This is a genomic window from Streptomyces sp. DSM 118878 (assembly GCF_052936595.1).
In genome coordinates this window covers 5,257,570-5,278,818 of the sequence record NZ_CP193622.1, presented here as the reverse complement: position 1 = coordinate 5,278,818, position 21,249 = coordinate 5,257,570, and the positions used below count along the sequence as shown (strand labels likewise).

General features: G+C 71.9%; 18 protein-coding genes. 11 read left to right on the top strand and 7 right to left on the bottom strand.

Annotated features, from left to right (window positions below; all coding sequences use genetic code 11):
* Nucleotides 1–23: 23 nt before the first annotated feature.
* Genes ACRAKF_RS23570 through hutU form a run of 3 tightly spaced genes read right to left on the bottom strand, consistent with a single transcriptional unit; the run spans nt 24 to nt 4,248 of the window.
* A complete protein-coding gene (locus ACRAKF_RS23570) occupies nt 24–1,376 on the bottom strand; it encodes a formimidoylglutamate deiminase (protein WP_447042133.1) in 1,353 nt (450 codons plus the stop codon).
* Nucleotides 1,373–2,587 (bottom strand): allantoate amidohydrolase, encoded by a 1,215-nt coding sequence (locus ACRAKF_RS23565; RefSeq protein WP_447039347.1) that lies wholly within the window; start codon nt 2,585–2,587, stop codon nt 1,373–1,375. The genes ACRAKF_RS23570 and ACRAKF_RS23565 overlap by 4 nt, the downstream gene beginning before the upstream one ends.
* Nucleotides 2,584–4,248, bottom strand: a complete 1,665-nt coding sequence (hutU, locus tag ACRAKF_RS23560; RefSeq protein ID WP_447039345.1) for a urocanate hydratase — start codon at nt 4,246–4,248, stop codon at nt 2,584–2,586. Before hutU ends, ACRAKF_RS23565 begins: the two co-directional genes overlap by 4 nt.
* A gap of 135 nt (nt 4,249–4,383) precedes the next feature.
* Between hutU and ACRAKF_RS23555 the strand changes: the two genes are divergently transcribed.
* Together ACRAKF_RS23555 and ACRAKF_RS23550 are read left to right on the top strand one after the other, a co-directional pair.
* Nucleotides 4,384–5,802: a diaminopimelate decarboxylase gene (locus ACRAKF_RS23555; protein ID WP_447039344.1), complete on the top strand. Its 1,419-nt coding sequence runs from the start codon at nt 4,384–4,386 to the stop codon at nt 5,800–5,802.
* 107 nt (nt 5,803–5,909) lie between these two features.
* Entirely contained in the window at nt 5,910–7,274 is a 1,365-nt protein-coding gene (locus ACRAKF_RS23550) for an APC family permease (RefSeq protein ID WP_447039343.1), read from the top strand.
* A 26-nt stretch (nt 7,275–7,300) separates the two neighbouring features.
* Here the strand turns inward: ACRAKF_RS23550 and ACRAKF_RS23545 are convergent, their stop codons facing one another.
* The gene (locus ACRAKF_RS23545) at nt 7,301–8,134 is read right to left on the bottom strand and encodes a MurR/RpiR family transcriptional regulator (protein WP_447039342.1); all 834 of its coding nucleotides are present in this window, start codon (nt 8,132–8,134) and stop codon (nt 7,301–7,303) included.
* Nucleotides 8,131–9,690 (bottom strand): aromatic amino acid ammonia-lyase, encoded by a 1,560-nt coding sequence (locus ACRAKF_RS23540; protein WP_447039341.1) that lies wholly within the window; start codon nt 9,688–9,690, stop codon nt 8,131–8,133. Before ACRAKF_RS23540 ends, ACRAKF_RS23545 begins: the two co-directional genes overlap by 4 nt.
* A gap of 131 nt (nt 9,691–9,821) precedes the next feature.
* Here ACRAKF_RS23540 and ACRAKF_RS23535 point away from each other — a divergent pair, with 131 nt between their 5' ends.
* The 6 genes from ACRAKF_RS23535 to ACRAKF_RS23510 are packed head-to-tail and all read left to right on the top strand — an operon-like array spanning nt 9,822 to nt 15,127.
* A complete protein-coding gene (locus tag ACRAKF_RS23535; RefSeq protein ID WP_447039340.1) occupies nt 9,822–10,961 on the top strand; it encodes an ABC transporter ATP-binding protein in 1,140 nt (379 codons plus the stop codon).
* Nucleotides 10,958–11,605 carry an ABC transporter permease gene (locus tag ACRAKF_RS23530; RefSeq protein ID WP_447039338.1) on the top strand — a complete coding sequence of 216 codons (648 nt, stop codon included), beginning with the start codon at nt 10,958–10,960 and terminating at the stop codon, nt 11,603–11,605. Before ACRAKF_RS23535 ends, ACRAKF_RS23530 begins: the two co-directional genes overlap by 4 nt.
* A 1-nt stretch (nt 11,606) precedes the next feature.
* Nucleotides 11,607–12,278, top strand: coding sequence for an ABC transporter permease (locus ACRAKF_RS23525; protein ID WP_447039336.1), 672 nt, complete (start codon nt 11,607–11,609; stop codon nt 12,276–12,278).
* An 11-nt stretch (nt 12,279–12,289) separates the two neighbouring features.
* A complete protein-coding gene (locus ACRAKF_RS23520) occupies nt 12,290–13,225 on the top strand; it encodes an ABC transporter substrate-binding protein (RefSeq protein ID WP_447039334.1) in 936 nt (311 codons plus the stop codon).
* 43 nt (nt 13,226–13,268) lie between these two features.
* Nucleotides 13,269–14,696: a purine-cytosine permease family protein gene (locus tag ACRAKF_RS23515; protein WP_447039333.1), complete on the top strand. Its 1,428-nt coding sequence runs from the start codon at nt 13,269–13,271 to the stop codon at nt 14,694–14,696.
* 11 nt (nt 14,697–14,707) lie between these two features.
* On the top strand, nt 14,708–15,127 hold the full coding sequence (locus tag ACRAKF_RS23510) for a hypothetical protein (protein WP_447039332.1): 420 nt from the start codon (nt 14,708–14,710) through the stop codon (nt 15,125–15,127).
* 413 nt (nt 15,128–15,540) lie between these two features.
* On the opposite strand, the gene ACRAKF_RS23505 is transcribed toward ACRAKF_RS23510, so the two are convergent.
* On the bottom strand, nt 15,541–16,932 hold the full coding sequence (locus tag ACRAKF_RS23505; RefSeq protein WP_447039331.1) for a cystathionine beta-synthase: 1,392 nt from the start codon (nt 16,930–16,932) through the stop codon (nt 15,541–15,543).
* A gap of 155 nt (nt 16,933–17,087) precedes the next feature.
* On the opposite strand from ACRAKF_RS23505, the gene ACRAKF_RS23500 reads away from it, so the two are divergent.
* The 3 genes from ACRAKF_RS23500 (at nt 17,088) to ACRAKF_RS23490 (ending at nt 20,829) form a co-directional block, all read left to right on the top strand.
* Nucleotides 17,088–18,110, top strand: coding sequence for an SGNH/GDSL hydrolase family protein (locus ACRAKF_RS23500; RefSeq protein WP_447039330.1), 1,023 nt, complete (start codon nt 17,088–17,090; stop codon nt 18,108–18,110).
* Between the two features lie 386 nt (nt 18,111–18,496).
* Entirely contained in the window at nt 18,497–19,717 is a 1,221-nt protein-coding gene (locus ACRAKF_RS23495) for an acetyl-CoA C-acetyltransferase (RefSeq protein WP_447039328.1), read from the top strand.
* 275 nt (nt 19,718–19,992) lie between these two features.
* Nucleotides 19,993–20,829: a hypothetical protein gene (locus ACRAKF_RS23490; protein WP_447042132.1), complete on the top strand. Its 837-nt coding sequence runs from the start codon at nt 19,993–19,995 to the stop codon at nt 20,827–20,829.
* 37 nt (nt 20,830–20,866) lie between these two features.
* On the opposite strand, the gene ACRAKF_RS23485 is transcribed toward ACRAKF_RS23490, so the two are convergent.
* A complete protein-coding gene (locus tag ACRAKF_RS23485; RefSeq protein ID WP_447039326.1) occupies nt 20,867–21,178 on the bottom strand; it encodes a hypothetical protein in 312 nt (103 codons plus the stop codon).
* Between the last annotated feature and the right edge of the window lie 71 nt (nt 21,179–21,249).

The following is a 21,249-nucleotide window of genomic DNA, read 5'->3' as shown; positions in this document are numbered from 1 at the left end:
CGAGGGTCGAGGCGGGGAGAGTTTCAGTCTCTCAGCGCCGCGATCGCCTCCGTCAGGGCCGACGCGACGTCGGGGACCAGGACGTGGGAGCCGTCCCTGACCACCCGGCGGCCGCCGACCAGCACGTCGCGCACATCCGCCGCCGTCGCCGCGAAGACGGCCGTCTCGGCGCCGAGACGGGGAACGGGCCCCGCCGTGCGGACGGAGTCCAGGGCGATCGTGGTGAGGTCCGCGAGGGCACCCGGCTCGATGGCGCCCGCGTCCGGCCAGCCCAGCGCCGTGTGGCCGCCCGCCGAGGCCGCGCGCAGCAGCGCCGCCGCCGTCCAGTGGCCCCGCGTATGCGAACGGAGGCGTTCGTTCAGCTCCATGGCCCGCGCCTCCTCCAGGAGGTCGATGACCGCGTGGCTGTCGCTGCCCAGGGAGAGCGGGCTGCCCTCCCGCTGGAGGTCGACCGCCGGGCCGATGCCGTCCGCCAGGTCGCGTTCCGTCGTCGGGCACATGCACGTGCCCGTCGTGGAGCGGCCGAGCAGGCCGATGTCCTCGGGCGTGAGGTGGGTGTTGTGGACGCCCGTCGTGCGCGGGCCGAGGACGCCGTGGTCCGCGAGCAGCCGCGTCGGCGTGCGGCCGTGCACCGCCAGGCACGCCTCGTTCTCGGCCTTCTGCTCGGAGAGGTGCACGTGGAGCGGGGCCCCGCGGTCCGACGCCCACTGCGCCACCGTGCCCAACTGGCGCGCCGGGACCGCCCTCACCGAGTGGATCGCCGCGCCGATACGGGCGTGTCCCCGGTCCTTGAGGGACGAGGCCCGCTCCGCCCACGCCTCGGTCGTGCCGTCGGAGAAGCGCAGCTGGTGCCGGTCGGGGGCCTTGCCGCGCTCCGCGCCGAGCAGGCCCGACGCCACGTACGCCGTGTCCAGGAGCGTGATGCGGATGCCCGCGTCCGACGCGGCCTGGATCAGCGCCTCGCCCATCGCGTTGGGATCCTCGTACGGGGTGCCGCCGGGGGCGTGGTGCAGGTAGTGGAACTCGCCGACCGCCGTGATGCCGGCCAGCGCCATCTCCGCGTACACCGCGCGTGCCAGCGCGTGGTACGTCTGCGGGGTCAGGCGGTCCGCCACCCCGTACATGACCTCCCGCCAGGTCCAGAACGTGCCCGAGCCGACCTGGACGGTGCCGCGCAGCGCCCGGTGGAACGCGTGGCTGTGGGCGTTGGCGAGGCCGGGGAGGGTCAGGCCGCGCAGGACCGTCGCGCCGGGTGGCGGCGCCTCGACGTCCCTGCGGACCGCCGTGATCCTCCCGGCCGCCACGTCCACCGCCACGCTCGGCTCCACGTGGGTGCCGAGCCAGGCGTGTTCCAGCCAGTACGTGTCCGTCTTCACCTGCACGCGAGCCCTTCCAGTACGTCGGCGAGTGCGGTCACCCCGGCCACGCAGTCGTCCTCGGCGGCGAACTCCGCCGGGGAGTGCGAGACGCCCGTGGGGTTCCGTACGAACAGCATGGCGGTGGGGATGGAAGCGGACAAAATACCCGCGTCGTGTCCCGCGCCCGTGCCGAGCACGGGGAGCCGCCGGTCGTCGCCTCCCAGGATCGCGCCCAGCTCGTCGCGGAGCGCGTGGCCGAACTCGACGATCGGCGTGAAGGACTCCCGTACGACGTCCAGGTCGATGCCGTGGCGGTCCGCGTACTCGCGTGCCGCCTTCTCGATGCCGGTGACCACCGTGTCCAGCGTCTCCTGGTCGGCCGCGCGGGAGTCCAGCCAGCCGCGCACCAGGGACGGGATGGCGTTGACGCCGTTCGGCTCGACGGAGATCTTGCCGAAGGTGGCGACCGCGCCCGCGAGCTCCGCCTCGCGGCGGGCCGCGAGGACCGTCTCCGCGTACGTCAGCATCGGGTCCCTGCGGTCGGCCAGGCGGGTGGTGCCCGCGTGGTTGGCCTCGCCACGGAAGTCGTAGCGCCAGCGGCCGTGGGGCCAGATGGCGGACGCGATGCCGACCGGGTCGCCGGTCAGGTCCAGGGCCCGGCCCTGCTCCACGTGCAGCTCGACGAAGGCGCCGATGCGGGACAGGCGCTCCGGGTCCGGGCCGATGCCGTACGGGTCGTATCCCGCCGCTTCCATCGCCTGCAGGAGGGTGACGCCGTCGCCGTCCGTCAGCTTGTGCGCGGCCTCGGCCGTCAGGTGGCCCGCCGTCAGCCGGGAGCCCACGCAGGCCAGGCCGAAGCGGGCGCCCTCCTCGTCGGCGAAGTTGACGATTCCCAGGGGCCGGGTGAGCTCCGCGCCCCTGTTCCGGAGTTCGTCCAGGGCCGCGAAGGACGACACGACGCCGAGGGGGCCGTCGTACGCGCCGCCGTCGGGGACGGAGTCCAGGTGCGATCCGGTGACCACGGCGTCGCCCGCCGCCGGGTCGCCCTGCCAGGCCCACTGGTTGCCGTTGCGGTCCAGTTCGCAGGTCAGGCCCCGGGACTCGGCCTGCTGCGTGAACCATGCCCGGCACTCGGCGTCCGCGCCCGTCCAGGCGTACCTGCGGTACCCGCCGGAGCGGGCGTCCCGGCCCAGCGGGGCCAGGTCGCGCCACATCTCCTGGAACGTCACGCCTCGTCGCCCTCCCGCATGGGGACCCGTACGCCGCGGTCGTGCGCGACGGTCTCCGCGATGTCGTAGCCCGCGTCGACGTGCCGGATCACGCCCATCCCGGGGTCGTTCGTCAGGACCCGGCGGATCTTCTCGCCCGCCAGCTTCGTGCCGTCGGCGACCGAGACCTGGCCCGCGTGGAGGGAGCGGCCCATGCCGACGCCGCCGCCGTGGTGGATGGAGACCCAGGAGGCGCCGGAGGCGACGTTGACCATGGCGTTCAGGAGCGGCCAGTCGGCGATCGCGTCGGAGCCGTCGAGCATGGCCTCCGTCTCGCGGTACGGGGAGGCCACCGAGCCGCAGTCCAGGTGGTCGCGGCCGATCGCGAGCGGGGCGGCGAGGGTGCCGTCGCCGACCATGTCGTTGAACATGTCGCCCGCCTTGTCGCGCTCCCCCTGGCCGAGCCAGCAGATGCGCGCGGGGAGGCCCTGGAAGTGGACCCGCTCCCCCGCCATCTTGATCCAGCGGTGCAGCGACTCGTTCTCGGGGAAGAGGTCGAGCAGCGCCTTGTCCGTCTTGTGGATGTCCGAGGCCTCGCCCGAGAGCGCCGCCCAGCGGAACGGGCCCTTGCCCTCGCAGAAGAGCGGGCGGATGTAGGCGGGGACGAAGCCGGGGAAGTCGAACGCGCGGCCGTAGCCCGCGAGTTGGGCTTCGCCGCGGATCGAGTTCCCGTAGTCGAAGACTTCGGCGCCCGCGTCCATGAAGCCGACCATGGCCTCCACGTGCCGGGCCATGGACTCGCGGGCGCGGGTCGTGAAGCCCGCCGGGTCCTTCGCCGCGTACGACGCCATCTCGTCGAAGCCGACGCCCGTCGGCAGGTACGCGAGCGGGTCGTGGGCGGAGGTCTGGTCCGTCACGATGTCGATGGGCGCGCCCTCGGCGAGCATCCGCGGGAGCAGGTCCGCCGCGTTGCCGAGGAGGCCGATGGACAGCGGCTTCCTCGCGTCCCGGGCTTCCACCGCCAACTGGAGCGCGTGCTCCACGGAGTCGGCCTTCACGTCGAGGTACTTGTGCTCGATGCGGCGCTCGATGGCGCGCGGGTCGACGTCGATACAGATCGCGACGCCGTCGTTCATCGTCACCGCGAGGGGCTGGGCGCCGCCCATGCCGCCGAGCCCCGCGGTCAGGGTGATCGTGCCCGCGAGGGTGCCGTTGAACCTCTTGGCGGCGACCGCGGCGAACGTCTCGTACGTGCCCTGGAGGATGCCCTGCGTGCCGATGTAGATCCAGGAGCCCGCGGTCATCTGGCCGTACATCGTGAGGCCGAGCTGCTCCAGGCGGCGGAACTCCTCCCAGTTCGCCCAGTCGCCGACCAGGTTGGAGTTGGCGATCAGGACGCGCGGGGCCCACTCGTGGGTCTGCATCACGCCGACGGGGCGGCCCGACTGGACGAGCATCGTCTCGTCCTGCTTCAGGGTCCGCAGCGTGCGCACCATGGCGTCGAAGGAGCGCCAGTCGCGGGCCGCCTTGCCGGTGCCGCCGTAGACGACGAGCTTGTCGGGGTGTTCGGCGACCTCGGGGTCGAGGTTGTTCTGGAGCATCCGGAGGGCGGCTTCCTGCTGCCATCCCAGGGCGCTCAGTTCCGTGCCGCGCGGTGCCCTTACGGGGCGGGGTCCTGACATGGGGCGGTGCCTCCTCGCGTGATGCCGCTGCAACCTTGTTATTCACATCCTGGAGCGCTGAATAGAGCTAGTCAATAGCGAACGAATGAGCGAGTACGGCAGCGGGGCCGTGGTCTTGATGATTGGCTGGATCGCATGGATCACGTGGAACAGCGGGAACGGGAGCAGGGGGCCGGCCAAGGCGGGGGCCGTGCCGAGGACGAGACGCAGGACCTCCGTTCGGGAGCCGCCGCCGCGGCCCGGCGTGACCTCGCCGTCCGCGCCGCCGTCGAGCGCGGCCTCGTCTCGCCCGCCGCCCCCGTCGTGGGACTCCTCGACATCGCCGGCATCCGCGCGAGCGCCGCCGCCCTGCGCTCCGCCTTCGAGGCGGTCACCCCGCCGGGGACGCCCGTCCTGCACGCCTTCGCCGTCAAGGCGACGCCGCTGGTGCCGGTCCTGCGGCTGCTGCGCTCGGCGGGGATCGGCGCCGAGGTGGCGAGCCCCGGTGAACTGGCGCTCGCGCGGGCCGCGGGGATCGCGCCCTCCGAGACCGTGCTCGACTCGCCCGCCAAGACCCCGGCCGAGCTGCGCCAGGCGCTCGCGCTCGGCATCGCCGTCAACGCCGACAACCCGCAGGAGCTGGCCCGCGTCGACGCCCTGATCCAGTCGGCGCCGACCTCGTCCCCCATCGGCCTGCGCGTCAACTCCCAGATCGGCGGCGGCTCGATCGGGGCCCTCTCGACGGCGACAGCCACCTCCAAGTTCGGTGTGCCGCTGCTGGACGAGGGCGCCAGGGACTGGGTGATCCAGGCGTATCTGGACCGGCCGTGGCTGACGCGGCTGCACGCGCACTCCGGTTCCCAGGGCATGCCCCTGGAGATGATGGTGCGCGGCGTCGGCACCACGTACGAACTGGCCGAGGAGATCAACGAACGCGTCGGGCGGCGGCAGATCGACACCCTCGACATCGGCGGCGGCCTCGCCGTCAACTTCGGCTCGGACGAGGAGACCCCGACCCACGCGCAGTACGCGCGCCGCCTCAAGGCCCGGGTCCCCGGGCTGCTCGACGGGCGGTACGGCCTGGTCACCGAGTTCGGCCGGTCGCTGCTCGCCAAGCACGGCACGCTCCTCGCCCGCGTCGAGTACACGAAGGAGGCGGGCGGCAGGCCCATCGCGGTGACGCACGCGGGCGTGCAGGTGGCGACCAGGACGGTGTACGCGCCCGTGTCGTGGCCGCTGCGGATCGCCGCGTACGACGGCGAGGGGCGCCCCAAGAGCGGGCCCGCCGTCGGCCAGGACATCGCGGGCCCGGCCTGCTTCGCGGGGGACCTGCTCGCCGAGAACCGGCCGCTGCCGCTGCTCGGGCAGGGCGACCACATCGCCGCCCTGGACACCGGCGCCTACTACTTCGCGCAGCACTATTCGTACAACAGCCTCATCCGGCCCGGCATCCACGGCTTCACCACGTACGACGGCGAGGTCCGGTTCGCCGCGGCGCGCGAGCCGCAGACGCTCGACGAGATCGTGGCGGAGGCCGGCGGCGGGTCGGAACGGGACGCCCTGCGCCACCTCTGAGCCGGAGCCGCCCGCGAAGGCTCTGTACTTGCTCAATTCGCGCATAGTGACGTGCGTCACGGGCAAACCCCTCCCCAGACATGTTCTCGGGCTCGGGGGAGGCTCCTGTGACGGCATCCGGCACACCCACCACCGCACCAACACCCGCCGAGGACGGTGCGCTGCACCGCGCCATCGGCCCCAAGCTGCTGATCCTCTTCGTGATCGGCGACATCCTCGGCACCGGCATCTACGCCACCACGGGCAAGGTCGCGGGGAAGGTCGGCGGCGCGCTCTGGGTACCGTTCGCGATCGGCTTCGTCGTGGCGATCCTGACGGCCGCCTCGTACGTCGAACTGGTCGGCAAGTACCCGAAGGCGGCCGGTGCCGCGCTCTACACCCAGAAGGCGTTCAAGACGCCGTTCCTCACCTTCATCATCGCGTTCATGGTGATGTGCTCGGGCCTGTCGTCGGCGAGCGCCGCGGCCCGCGCCTTCAGCGGTGACTACCTCGGCGAGCTGACGGGGGACGCGCTGCCGCCGACGCTCATCGCGATCGTCTTCGTCGTGCTGCTCGCGGCGCTCAACATGCGGGGCGTCTCGGAGTCGGTGAAGACCAACGTGGTCCTCACGCTCGTCGAGGTCACCGGGCTCGCGATCATCCTCGCGATCGGGGCGTACGCGGTGCTCAGCGGGGACGGCGAGCCCTCGCGGCTCACCGAGTTCGAGTCCGGGGGCAGTGGGTACGCGCTGATGACCGGCGTGCTCGGCGCCACCGCGCTCGGCTTCTTCGCCTTCGTCGGCTTCGAGGACTCGGTGAACATGGCCGAGGAGACCAAGGACCCCGTCCGCACCTTCCCGCGCGCGATCTTCATCGGCGTGGCCGTGACGGGCACGATCTATGTGCTCGTGGCCCTCGTCTCGTCCCTGCTCGTCGACTCCAAGACGCTGGAGGGGTCGAGCGGGCCGCTCCTGGAGGTCGTCAAGGCGGGCGGCGTCGACTTCCCGCACAAACTCTTCGCCCTGATCGCGCTGTTCGCGGTCACCAACTCGGCGCTGATCAACATCATGATGGCCTCGCGGCTCTGCTACGGCATGGCCAACGAGCGCATCCTGCCGCGCGCCATGGGGCGGGTCCTGTCCAAGCGCCGCACGCCCGTCGTCGGCATCGTCTTCGTCTCCCTGCTCGCCATCGGCCTGGTGTCGACGGGCGAGATCGAGGGGCTCGGGGACACCACGGCGTTCCTGCTGCTCTGCGTCTTCGCGGTGGTCAACGTGGCCGTGCTCGTGCTGCGCAAGGACCCCGTCGGGCACGAGCACTTCCGTACGCCGACCGTCCTGCCGGTACTGGGTGCCATCACCGCCCTGATCCTCGCGAGCCCGCTGGCCGACCGGCCCGCGGAGGTCTACATCCGGGCCGGGGTGCTGATCGCCATCGGCATCGCCCTGTGGGGCGTGAACAAGGCGGTGCTCAAGGCGCGCCCCGAGGAGTGACCTCCGGCCTACGAGCGGCGGCCTCGCTACTCGACGAACAGGCCCCGCTCCGCCGCCCGTACGTCGAACTCCTCCAGGCGGGCCTGGGCGTCCGGCAGGCCGTCGCACATGGCCTCAAGGAGGACGCGGCCGAGCAGCATCGGGGCGCAGACCGTGTCGAAGGCGAGGCCGGTGCCGACCGCCGCCGGAAGGAGCAGGTCGGAGTGGGCGGCCACGGGGGCGAACGCCGAGTCGGCGACGGTGACCACGGTCAGGCCCGCCGACCGCGCGTAGGCGAGGGCGTCGACGACCTCGCGGGGGTGGCGCGGCAGGGCGAAGCAGAGGAGGGCCGTGGCGCCGGCGCGGACCGCGGCGTCGACGCGGTCGGCGAGCATCGTGCCGCCCTCGTCGAGCAGCCGGACGTCCGGGTGGACCTTCGCGGCGAAGTACGAGAAGCCGTACGCCTGGGAGGCCGCGGCCCGCAGTCCGAGCACCGGCAGCGGGCGTGAGGCGGCGAGGAGCTGTCCCGCGCGCTCGACGGGGGCGGGGTCGGCCAGCAGTTCGGCGAGGTGCCGGAGGTTCTCGATCTCCGCCTCGACCGCCTGCTGGTACTCGTTCGCCAGGGCCTTGGCCGCGGACTCCGGGGGCGCCACGTCCCGCAGGTGCCTGCGCAGCGCCGGATAGCCGTCGAAGCCGAGCGCCACGGCGAAACGGGTGACGGAGGGCTGGCTCACCCCGGCGAGCTCGGCCAGTTCGACGCTGGAGAGGAAGGGCGCGTCGGCGGCCCTGCGCACCATGCAGTGGGCGATGCGCCGCTGGGTCGGTGTGAGCCGGTGGCCCTCGAAGAGCACTTGCAGTCGCGCGGCAGGGCTGTCGCTCATGCCGTCCCCCTCAGGATGTCTGTTCCCACGGTCGTTCCGGCGCCGGACTCCGCCCACAGCCGGGTGAAACGGCTCAGCAGTCCGGCCGCCGCCGTCACATCATCCGTCAGCGGCCGGTCGGCGAGCTCCGGCTCCAGTACGGAGTCGGCGAGCGCGAAGGCCCCGGCGAGCGGCGTGTCGGGGTCCAGGCGCATGTCGCGCTGCCTCAACGCCCGTACGGCGGCGACCAGTTCACACCCGACGACCATGCGGTACGCCTCGCAGGCGCGCAGCGTCTGGCGGGCGGCGAGCGAGGCGAAGCTCGCCTGCTCCTCGACGCCGCGGGAGAGCACCGCGTGGCCGAGTGAGGCCGGCGCGGAGAAGGCGCGCAGGTCGCCGAGGGCGGCCCCGGCGGCGTATTCGAGGATCATCACGCCCGAGGAGGCGGCCTCGCCGTCGGCGAGGAAGGGCCGCAGGCGGGTGAAGGCCGGTTCGTTGAGGGTGGAGAGGCGGGAGGTGGAGAGCCGGGCCGCCTGGGTCACGGCGAGCCTGAAGTGGTCCAGGGCGAGCGCGAGTTGGGCGAGGTAGAAGCCGCCGTGGTGGTAGGCGGCCATGTCGTCGGGGGAGATCAGCGGGTTCTCGGCCGCCGCGTTGATCTCGACGGTGAGGACGTCCTCCAGGGCGTTCGCCGCGTCGTGGGCGGGGCCGTGGATCTGCGGGACGCAGCGGAAGCCGTAGGGGTCCTGGATGCGGCCAAGGGGCGGCGTCGGCCGGTCGGGGGCGCCCAGGAGGTGGCGCATGCGCTCGGCGACCGCGTAGGAGCCGGGATGGCGGCGCGCCTCGTGCACGGGCAGCGCGTACGCCTCGTAGGAACCGTCGACCGCCATCAGGGAGAGCGCGGCGACCACCTGGGTGGCGCCGATCAGGCCCCGCAGTTCGTGCAGGGCGAGCGCGGCCTGGCCGAGGGTGAGGGCGTTGCTGCTGATCAGGGCGAGGGCGTCGTTGTTGTCCAGGGGCTGCGGCTCGGGGGCGGCGCCCGGACCCTGCCAGGGGTGCTCGCCGGCGAGGGCGAGGCCCATCTGGGCGAGGGCGGCGATGTCGCCGGTGCCGACCGAGCCGAACTCGTTGACCCTCGGGTACGCGCCCGTCTCCAGGGCCCGGCAGAGCGCGACGACGACGCTGGGGCGCAGCCCGGCGCCGCCCGCGAGGAGCTGGTTGGCGCGGACGGCGAGCATGGCGCGGACCTGCCGGGCGGGCAGTTCGGCGCCGATCGCCCCGGCGTGCGAGCGCAGCAGCCGCAGGCCGTGGTCGGCGGCGGCATCGGTGGGCACGTCTTCGTTCCGGTTGGCGCCGACGCCGGTGGAGCGGCCGTAGACGCGGCCCCAGGCGGCGATCTCGCGGGCGGCGTTCCACGACCGCTCCGCGCGCTTCATGCCGTCGGTGGCGGGCACGGGCCGGGCGTCGGATTCGGCCAGGCGTACGACGTCTGCGACCATCATTCCCCGGCCGTCGAGGACGACGACCGCTCCCCCGTCGCCGGTCGCGGTGTCCGCGATACGAGACGACTTCACGCGCATTCCCTCCTCAATCGGGCGTCCTGTCCTGCTCGGCGACCACTTGTTGACGGCGATGCGCACCGAACCATTGACAAATTATTCAGACAGCGAGAACTCTGCATGACGATATACAGCCGGGCAAGGGACTCCTCATGATCCAGTTCGACACGGTCCACAAACGCTTCCCGAACGGCACGACGGCGGTCCACGACCTCACGCTCGACATGCCGGAAGGCGGCGTGACCGTTCTCGTCGGATCTTCCGGTTGCGGCAAGACGACGACCCTCCGCATGATCAACCGCATGGTCGACCCGACCTCGGGCACGATCCGGGTCGGCGGCCGCGACGTCCTGGAGCAGGACGCGGCCGACCTGCGCCGCTCCATCGGCTACGTCATCCAGCAGTCCGGGCTCTTCCCCCACCGCACGGTCCTCGACAACATCGCCACGGTGCCGCTGCTGCTCGGCTGGGGCCGCAGGAAGGCCAGGGCGCGGGCCGCGGAGCTCCTGGAGACCGTCGGCCTCACCGCCGACGCCGGCAAGCGCTACCCGCACCAGCTCTCCGGCGGCCAGCAGCAGCGCGTCGGCGTGGCGCGGGCGCTCGCCGCGGACCCGCCGGTGCTGCTCATGGACGAGCCGTTCGGCGCGGTGGACCCGGTGGTCCGCGCCCAGCTCCAGGACGAGCTCCTGCGCCTCCAGCGGGAGCTCTCGAAGACCATCGTCTTCGTCACGCACGACATCGACGAGGCCGTGCGGCTCGGCGACCGCATAGCCGTCTTCCGCACCGGCGGCCACCTCGTGCAGTGCGCCGCGCCCGCCGAGCTGCTCGCCCGCCCCGCGGACGACTTCGTCGCGGACTTCCTCGGCGCCGAGCGCGGCCTGAAGCTGCTCTCCCTGATCCCCCTGGCCGACGTCCCCCAGGGCCCGGCCCCGCAGGGCGACGACTGGACGCTGCGCTTGAACCCGGCGGGGTCCCCGCTGGCCTGGCGGCACAAGGACGCCTCGGAGCCCGACCTCCCCGTACGGCCGCTGCGGGACACCGACTCGCTTCTCGCCGCCCTCGACGAGTCCCTGTCGTCCCCGACGGGGCTCGTGGCCCGCGTGGACGCGGAGGGCCGCCTGACGGGGGTGTCGTCGCGGGAGGACATCCACGGAGGCGCGGCGCGCGAGCGGGCTCGTTCCGTCCGCGGGCCGGTGGGGGCTGACCGCGCAGTTCCCCGCGCCCCTGACGGGGCCGGCTCGCACCCGCAGACGGACGCCGAAGGCGCGGGCGCCAAGGACCGCACCTCATGACCGTCGACTGGTCGTGGATAGCCGACCACACCGACGACCTCACCACCCTCACCCTCTCGCACCTCCAGGCCGCCCTCTCCGCCGTACTGCTCGGCCTGGTGATCTCGCTGCCGCTGGCCGTCCTCGCGCACCGCGTGCGGCCCCTGCGCGGACTCCTGCTCGGCCTCTCGAACGTCCTGTTCACCATCCCGTCCATCGCCGTCTTCGTGCTGCTCCTGCCGGTCAGCGGGCTGACCCGCACCACCACCGTCATCGGCCTGACGATCTACACCCTCGTCGTGCTCCTGCGGAACACCGTCGAGGGCCTGGACTCCGTCCCTGCCAAGACGAAGGAAGCCGCCAAGGCCATGGGCACCCGCCCCTTGCGGACGCTGCTCACCGTCGAGCTCCCGCTCGCCCTGCCGGTGATCATGGCCGGCGTACGGATCGCGACGGTCATGTCGATCTCCCTCGTCTCCGTGGCGACGTACATCGGCGACGGCGGCCTCGGCCAGCTCTTCACCGACGGCTTCCAGCGCAACTTCCCCACCCCTGTGATCGTCGGCGTCGTCCTCACCCTGCTCCTGGCGCTCGTCGCGGACGCGCTGCTCGTCACCGTCCAGTACGTCCTGACGCCCTGGACCCGCCGCCAGAGGAGCGCGTGACATGTACGAACTCTTCAAGGACCTCGGCGCCTGGCTCGTCAGCGGCGAGCAGTGGACCGGCCCGGACGGCATCGGCCACCGCCTCGCCGAGCACCTCCAGTACTCGCTGCTCGCCACGCTCGTCGCCGCGGCCATCGCGCTGCCGCTCGGCCTGCTCATCGGCCACACAGGACGCGGCGCCTTCGTCGCCATCAACCTCTCCTCCTTCGGCCGGGCGCTGCCCACCGTCGGACTCGTCGTCCTGGTCTTCCTGGCCAGCGGCCTGTCCATGTGGCCCGTCTACATCGCGCTCGTCGCGCTCGCCGTCCCGTCCATCGTCACCAACACGTACGCGGGCATGACCGCCGTCGAGCCCGAGGTGAAGGACGCCGCGCGCGGCCAGGGCATGCGCGCCCACCAGGTCCTCTTCCAGGTGGAGCTGCCGCTCGCGCTGCCGCTGATCATGACCGGGCTCCGGCTCGCCCTGATCCAGGTCGTCGCGACGGCGACCATCGCCGCGTACGTGTCCTTCGGCGGGCTCGGGCGGTACGTGTTCGACGGCCTCGCCCAGCGCGACCTGGTCCAGGTGCTCGGCGGTGCCGTGCTCGTGGCGGCCGTCGCCGTCGTACTCGACCTCGCGCTCTCCGGCCTTCAGCGCGCCCTCTTCCGCCACCGTCCGGCCAAGCAGGCCTAGGAGCGATCCCCATGAACCGCAGAACCCTCCTCGGCGGACTCCTCGCCACCGCGTCCGTCCCCGCACTCGCCGCCTGCGGCGGCGGCATCACCTCCCTGGACGGCGGGGGCGGTGGCGGCGGCGGAGGCGGCTCCAGCAAGAACGGCGTCACCATCGGCACCGCCAACTTCACCGAGAACCAGGTCCTCGGCTACCTCTACGCCGCCGCGCTCGAAGCCGCGGGCGTGAAGACGAAGGTCCGCCCCAACCTCGGCACCCGGGAGATCCTCATCCCCGCGCTCAGGGGCGGCGACATCGACCTGCTGCCCGAGTACCAGGGCGCCCTCCTGCACTACCTCGACCCCAAGGCGAAGGTCACCGAGGAGGGCGAGATGCAGAACGCCCTCGCCGTGGCGCTCCCCCGCGGCCTTCAGATCCTTCCCTACGGGCGGGCCGAGGACTCCGACGCGTTCGTCGTCACGCGCGACACCGCGAAGCAGTACGGCCTCAAGACCCTCGCCGACCTGGCCGAGCACAACGGCAAGCTCGTCATCGGCGCGGCCCCCGAGGTCAAGAAGCGCACGGTGGGCGTGGTCGGCCTCAAGGACGTGTACGGCGTGGAGTTCAAGGAGTTCAAGTCGCTCGACTCCTCCGGGCCGCTGGTGAAGGGCGCCCTGCGCAAGGGCGACGTCGACGTGGCGAACCTCTTCACCACCGACACCGACATCGCCGCCGAGAAGTGGGTCGTCCTCACCGACCCCAAGAACCTGATCCCCGGCCAGCACATCGTCCCGCTCATCGCCGACCGCAAGGCCGACTCGACGGTGCGCAAGGCGCTCGCGAGGCTCGGCGCCCTCCTGACCACCGAGCAGCTCACCGAACTGAACCGGCTGGTGGACAAGGACAAGAAGGACCCGCAGGACGTCGCGGACGACTGGGCGGCCGAACACGGCCTGACGAAGAAGTAGCCGGCACGACGCATAGTCAGCAGCACGACGGGAGTTGATCGGAATGGCAGCCGAAGAACTGGTGGAGCGGCGCTCCATCGACGTCGTCCCCGACGACGAACGGCACGGAAGGGCGTTCAACCAGTTCACGCTCTGGCTCGGCGCCAACCTCCAGATCACCGCGGTCGTCACGGGCGCCCTCGCCGTCGTCTTCGGCGGCGACGTGGTCTGGTCGCTGGTCGGCCTCGTCCTCGGCAATCTGCTGGGCGGCGCGGTGATGGCGCTGCACTCGGCGCAGGGCCCGAAGCTCGGCCTGCCGCAGATGATCCAGTCACGGGCCCAGTTCGGCGTGAAGGGCGCGGTCGTCCCGCTGCTCCTCGTCATCCTGATGTACGTCGGGTTCTTCGCGAGCGGCAGCGTCCTCGCCGGACAGGCCACGGCCGAACTGACGCACACGAGCGACACCATCGGCATCGTGCTCTTCGCCGTCGTCACCGCGGTCATGGCGGTGGTCGGCTACCGCGTCATCCACGCACTCGGCCGGGTGGCGAGCGTGATCTGCGCGGTCGCGTTCGTCTATCTGGGGGTGCGGCTGCTCGACCGCGTGGACCTCTCCGCGCTGCTCGCCGACGCCCACTTCGACCTGCCGATGTTCCTGCTCGCCATCTCGCTCTCGGCGTCCTGGCAGCTCGCCTTCGGCCCCTACGTGGCGGACTACTCGCGCTACCTGCCGCGCACGACCTCGGCGAAGGCCACCTTCTGGTGGACCCTGTCGGGCTCCGCGATCGGCTCGCAGTGGTCGATGACGTTCGGGGTGCTCGTGGCGGCGAGCGCGGGGGACGCCTTCCTCGCCAACCAGGTCGGATACGTGGTCGGCCTCGGCGGCACCGGCCTGATCGCCTCCTTCCTGTACTTCGTGATCGCGCTGGGCAAGCTGACGATCAACGTGCTCAACACCTACGGCGGCTTCATGTCGATGGTCACGAGCATCAGCGGCTTCCGGGGCCAGAAGATCCTGACCCAGCGCGGCAGGGCCGCCTACATCGCGCTGATCATGGTCGCGGGCACGGCGGTGGCGCTGCTCGGCAAGGACAGCTTCCTGACGTCGTTCAAGGACTTCCTGCTGTTCCTGCTGACCTTCTTCACGCCGTGGTCGGCCATCAACCTGGTCGACTACTACCTGATCTCCCGCGAGCGGTACGACATCCCCGCCCTCTTCGACCCGCACGGCCGCTACGGTGCCTGGCGCTGGGACGCCCTCGTCGTCTACGGCGTCGGGGTCCTCGCCCAGCTCCCGTTCCTCGCCACGCACTTCTACACGGGCCCGCTCGTCGAGCCGCTGGGCGGCGCGGACGTCTCGTGGATCGTGGGCCTCGCCGTGCCCGCGGTGCTGTACTGGACGCTGGCCCGGCGGAACCCGCCCGTCCCTGGGGATGAACCCCGGGTGGAGAGGGGGGTTAGCCCCACCGCGGGCAGCGCTCCGGCGCCGTAACGTACAGCGGTATGGAAGCCCGTGACGCCGAACTCAAGAAGGAACTCGACGCCACTCTGCACGCCCGCAGAGAGCTCGGCGAAGAGTACGACTCCGCACTGGTCGACTCCTTCCTCGGGAAGGTCGAGCAGCGCCTCGACGGCACGATCGACCGCCGGCTGCGCCGTCACATGGCCGAGCAGCAGATGGTCGTCGCCCGCGGCGCCCGCTCACCGAGCCCGGTGACGGACTCCTGGGGGGAGCGCTTCGGCTTCGGCGTGATCTCCCTGATCCTGGCCGTCCCGCTCTCCGCGATCGGCGTGGTCAACGCCGGCATGCCGGGCCTGCTGACCACCTGGGCGGGCATCGTCGGCGTGAACATCGCGCAGGCGGCCCGCGGGACGTTCTTCGGCGAACGCCGCAAGGAGCGCGACTCGGAGTGGGACGACTAGGGCGCCCCGGCGTCACAGCGAAACGCAGCCGCGGGGGCCGCCGCACCCCCGGGGTGAAACCCCGGGGATCGGGACGACGGCGGCCCCCGCGAGGGGCGCGTGCCGGGTCAGGCCAGGCCACGCCCCGGCGCCGATGGAGTCCGGGAGCCGCTCCGGAGTTCCTGACGCCGACCTCCACCAATGTGCCGGAGCAGTGTTAAGCGGGTGCTGCGCGCACATGACGTGCGCGTACCGCTTCCGCGAAGTCCTTAGAGCCTGTGTCATCGCCCCGGTCGGATCAGCGTGCGGCGTCTGGTGCGTGCGATCGCAAGGCGCCGGAGAGTCCTCGTGGCGGAGCCACGTGGGCTTTTCGGCAACGCCGCGAGCGGGCGTGCCAGGCGTCGCACGCCCGGCCGGGGTTATGACACAGGCTCTTACTGGCCCTGCTGCTCGGCGAGGAACGCGAGGAGGTCCTGGCGGCTGACGACGCCGGTCGGCTTGCCCTCTACCAGGACGATCGCCGCGTCCGCGCCGCCGAGCACCGACATGAGGTCGGCCACCGGCTCACCGGAGCCGACCTGCGGCAGCGGGTCCGACATGTGCTTCTCCAGCGGGTCGGAGAGCGAGGCGCGCCGCGCGAACAGGGCGTCGAGGAGCTCCCGCTCCACGACCGAGCCGATGACCTCCGCGGCCATCACGTCGGGGTGACCCGCGCCCGGCTTCACGATCGGCATCTGCGAGACCCCGTACTCCCGCAGTACGTCGATGGCCTCGCCGACCGTCTCCTCGGGGTGCATGTGCACCAGCGAGGGCAGCGCCCCGCCCTCCTTGCGGCTCAGCACGTCGCCGACGCGGGGCGCGTCGCCGGGCTGCTCCAGGAACCCGTAGTCGTTCATCCACTCGTCGCTGAAGATCTTGCTCATGTAGCCGCGCCCGGAGTCGGGCAGGAGCACGACCACGACGTCGTCCGGGCCCAGCCGCTCGGCGACCCGCAGCGCCGCCACGACGGCCATGCCGCAGGAGCCGCCGACGAGGAGCCCCTCCTCCTTGGCCAGGCGCCGCGTCATCTGGAAGGAGTCCTTGTCGGACACCGCGATGATCTCGTCGGTGACGGTACGGTCGTACGCCGTCGGCCAGAAGTCCTCGCCGACGCCCTCGACGAGGTAGGGCCGCCCGGAGCCGCCGGAGTACACGGACCCCTCGGGGTCGGCGCCCACGACGGTGACCGCGCCCTTGGAGACCTCCTTCAGATAGCCGCCCGTGCCGGAGATGGTGCCGCCGGTGCCGATGCCCGTCACGAAGTGGGTGATCCTGCCCTCCGTCTGCTCCCAGAGCTCGGGGCCCGTGGAGTGGTAGTGGGAGAGCGGGTTGTTCGGGTTGCTGTACTGGTCGGGCTTCCAGGCGCCGGGCGTCTCGCGCACGAGGCGGTCGGAGACGTTGTAGTACGAGTCCGGGTGCTCGGGATCAACGGCGGTGGGGCAGACGACGACGTCGGCCCCGTACGCCCGCAGCACGTTGATCTTGTCGAGCGACACCTTGTCGGGGCAGACGAAGATGCACTTGTAGCCCTTCTGCTGGGCCACGATGGCGAGGCCCACCCCGGTGTTGCCGGACGTCGGCTCGACGATGGTGCCGCCGGGCTTCAGCTCTCCGCTCTGCTCGGCCGCCTCGATCATGCGCAGCGCGATGCGGTCCTTCACGGAACCGCCGGGGTTGAAGTACTCGACCTTGGCCAGGACGGTCGCCTGGATGCCCGCGGTCACGTTGTTGAGCCTCACCAGCGGGGTGTTGCCGACGAGGCTGATCATCGAATCGTGGAATTGCACCGTTGTCTCCGGGCTGCGATGTAGTGCGACGAGTTGGTGCGGTCAGCCTAAGGCTCCGCCTCATCCGTTCACCTCCGCACGCGATTGGCCGACCGTGCTTACGGGGCAATGAGTGGATGTACGGCGAATCGGCGACGAGGAGGTGGCTGCGAGGCATGTCGAGGGCGAGGGTGGCACGACGGATCGCAGCGGGCGCGGCGTACGGCGGCGGAGGCATCGGGCTCATCGGTGCCGCCGCGGTGGGTGTGGTGCTCGCCGAGCTACAGCTCGCGAAGCGGTACGTGGGCGGCGGGGCCCACGCGGACCCACCGCGGGCGGACGGCCGCTACGGTCGGGCGTTCCCGGACGATCCGGAGCGTCCGCCCAGCTGGGAGCCGTTGCGGTTCGCCATGCTCGGTGACTCCACGGCCGCCGGGCAGGGCGTGCACCGGGCCAGGCAGACCCCGGCGGCGCTGCTCGCCTCCGGGCTCGCGGCGGTCGCGGAGCGGCCCGTCGACCTGCGGAACGTGGCGCTGCCGGGCGCCCAGTCGGACGACCTGGACCGGCAGGTGACGCTGATCCTCTCGGACCCGTCCTGGGTTCCGGACGTCTGCGTGATCATGATCGGCGCCAATGACGTGACGCACCGGATGCCGGCGACCCGCTCGGTGCGGTGCCTGTCCGCGGCCGTACGGCGGCTGCGGACCGCGGGGGCGGAGGTCGTCGTGGGTACGTGCCCCGACCTCAGCTCCGTCGAGAACGTCTACCAGCCGCTACGGTGGCTGGCCCGGCGGGTCTCGCGGCAGTTGGCCGCGGCGCAGACGATCGGCGTGGTCGAGCAGGGCGGCCGGACGGTCTCCCTCGGCGACCTGCTCGGCCCCGAGTTCGCGGCGAACCCCCGGGAACTGTTCGGTCCCGACAATTACCACCCCTCGGCCGAGGGGTATGCCACCGCCGCCATGGCGGTGCTTCCCACGCTGTGCGCCGCGCTCGGGGTGTGGCCGGAGGAGGAGCACCCCGATGTCTCGCGGGACGAGGGCTTCCTGCCGGTGGCCCGTGCGGCGGCCCAGGCGGCGGCCGAGGGGGGCACGGAGGTCACGGCCGCCATGCCCACCGGCCCCCGGGGGCCGTGGGCCCTCCTCAAGCGCCGTCGCCGCCGGCGCATCCAGACCCCGGAGCCCTCGCCTGCGGCGCACTAGATCTCTTCCGGGTCCTGTCCCCGCGGGCCGATGGTGGCTGATCGCGCAGTTCCCCGCGCCCCTGAAGACCCCCGCGGCACCGGCGGGGGCACGCCGGGGCGCAGCCCCGAGTGCAGGGGCGCGGGGAACTGCGCGACCGGCCCACGGCGGCCCGCGGGGACACACGAAACCGGGAAGCCGCCGCGCAGCGGCAACCAGCCCCGCCACGGGAAACCGGTCAAGGCCCAGCGGCCTGAGCGCTCGCTTAGAAATGCGTCCCGCATCACAGCCCCGCCCCCGTGACGGTCACCACTACGTGCAGGTAACTTCCCAGGGAGTCCCGCCGAAGCCCAAGCCGCAGCCGCAGCCCCACCGCAAGGGGCGCCCCCGCCAGAGGAGAGCCCGAGATGCCCGAAGCCGTGATCGTCTCTGCCACCCGTACCCCGATCGGCCGCGCCTTCAAGGGCTCGCTGAAGGACCTGCGCCCGGACGACCTGACCGCCACGATCATCGAGGCCGCCCTCGCCAAGGTCCCGGAGCTCGACCCGAAGGACATCGACGACCTGATGCTCGGCTGCGGCCTGCCGGGCGGCGAGCAGGGGCACAACCTCGGCCGCATCGTCGCCGTGCAGATGGGCATGGACCACCTGCCGGGCTGCACCGTCACCCGGTACTGCTCCTCCTCGCTCCAGACCTCCCGTATGGCCCTGCACGCCATCAAGGCGGGCGAGGGCGACGTCTTCATCTCCGCCGGCGTCGAGATGGTGTCCCGGAGCGTGAAGGGCACCAGCGACGGCCTCCCCGACACCCACAACCCCCTCTTCGCCGACGCCGAGGCCCGCACCGCGGCCGTCGCCCAGACCGAGGGCTCCGGCTGGCACGACCCGCGCGAGGACGGCCTGGTACCGGACGCCTACATCGCGATGGGCCAGACCGCGGAGAACCTCGCCCGCAGCAAGGGCGTCACCCGCCAGGACATGGACGAGTTCGGCGTCCGCTCGCAGAACCTCGCCGAGGAAGCCATCAAGAACGGCTTCTGGGAGCGCGAGATCACCCCGGTGACCACCCCCGACGGCACGGTCGTCAGCAAGGACGACGGCCCCCGCGCGGGCGTCACCATGGAGGGCGTACAGGGCCTGAAGCCCGTCTTCCGCCCCGACGGCCTGGTCACCGCGGGCAACTGCTGTCCGCTGAACGACGGCGCCGCCGCCCTCGTGATCATGAGCGACACCAAGGCCCGCGAGCTCGGCCTGACCCCGCTCGCCCGCATCGTCTCCACCGGCGTCACCGGCCTCTCCCCCGAGATCATGGGCCTCGGCCCGGTCGAGGCCAGCAAGCAGGCCCTCCGGCGCGCCGGTCTCACCATCGACGACATCGACCTGGTCGAGATCAACGAGGCCTTCGCCGCCCAGGTGATCCCCAGCTACCGCGACCTGGACATCCCCCTCGACAAGCTGAACGTCAACGGCGGCGCCATCGCCGTCGGCCACCCCTTCGGCATGACGGGCGCCCGCATCACCGGCACGCTCATCAACTCCCTCCAGTTCCACGACAAGCAGTTCGGCCTGGAGACGATGTGCGTCGGTGGCGGCCAGGGCATGGCGATGGTCATCGAACGCCTCAGCTGAAAACGCACGTTTTCGTTGACGCAGAGTGCGCTCGACTGACGCTCAGTCTCTGCGTGGTTTTCTGCATCTGTTCGTGACCCAATCTCCCCCAGGATGTGACCTATCTCCTGGGGGAGACACATATACCCAGCTCAGCGCCCATCTGCGGGTAAACACCGGGGCCAAAGTCCTGTCCACTTCGTGACGTAATGCACTGACAGGTGGATCGTGCAGGCTTCAAGCTGATGTAGGAAGTCGGGGGTCGACTTGAAACCGGGAGTACGTCAGTGAGCGCCATGCCTCTTGCCCTGCTGCTCTCCGCGGCCGCTGCCACGGCCGTGGGCGCCGCCGCCCTGCACGCCGTGTACGGGCTCCGGAAGCAGCTCGCTGAAATCAGAACCCTCCAGACCGAGCTGGCCGAGAGCCGTGCCGCGAGCGTCCCGCACCCCGCGGTGCCGGCCGCCCGTACCGCCGTGGACACCGACGAGATACGCGCGGCCGTGGCCGAGGCGCTCGCCGAGGAGCGGGAGCGCGAGCTCGCCGAGGCCCGCGCCTTCTGGGCCGCCCAGGAGACCCGCGACGGCACGGACACGCCGTCCCTGCTGCACGGTCTGCCCGGTCTGCCCGACGGCATCGCCGACGAGCTGTTCCTGCCCCGCCAGACGGACTTCGCGGGCCTGGAGGCGGACAGCCTGGAGCCGGTGACCGAGCCCTTCGCCGAATCGGCGGGCGACGAGTTCGCCGGGGAGTCGCCCGAGCTGGCCGCGGCCCGGCGCCGCCACCCCTCGCACCCCGACTTCGTGCCGGTGCAGACGCCCCACACCGAGGGCTACGGCGACCACGAGCGCACGGTGGCCTGCCTGGAGGAGCTGGCCGACTCCCGTACCGCCCTGGCCGACGTCCGTCCCGGTCCGCTGGGCACCCTGGACGTGTACGTCTTCGCGGACGGCACGACGCTCTGCATGACCCCGGGCCACCGCGAGACCGCGGAACTGCTCGCCCACGCCCTGCGCGAGGGCCAGACCCCGGTGCTGCTCGGCGGTTCGGGCATCTCGGGCGCGTACGCCCTGACCTTCGAGTGCGGCACCGAGAACGTCTACATCCTCGCGGACCGCGTCATCGCCTCGGTCTGACGAACACCGGGAGGGCCGGGGCGCGGGGACGGTCTCCCTACACCCCGGCCTTCTTCTGTGCCAGCGCCACGAGTTCGAGCGCCCGCGCCAGCTCCTCGGGGTCGTCGAGTACGAGGGCCAGGTCGTGCCCCGCGACGGTGATCTGGTCGGCGGCGGCGAACATCCCCGCGTCCGGCATCTCCCGCAGTGGCTCCCCCGGTTCCTCGATGGCCTGCGTGCGCACCGCCAACTCCCTGGCCAGGGCGAGCGCTTCGGTCGCCGCCCCGCGCTGGAGGCGGCTCTGCGGCGCGGCCCGCAGCCGGTCGGCGAAATGGTCCACTGCGGCCGTCAAAGGCGTCGTATCGAGCACCCCGCGACCTTATGCGCCGCTGCGGGACTGTTGCCAACGCACCGGCGCTCAGGCACGGTGTCGTGAAGGAC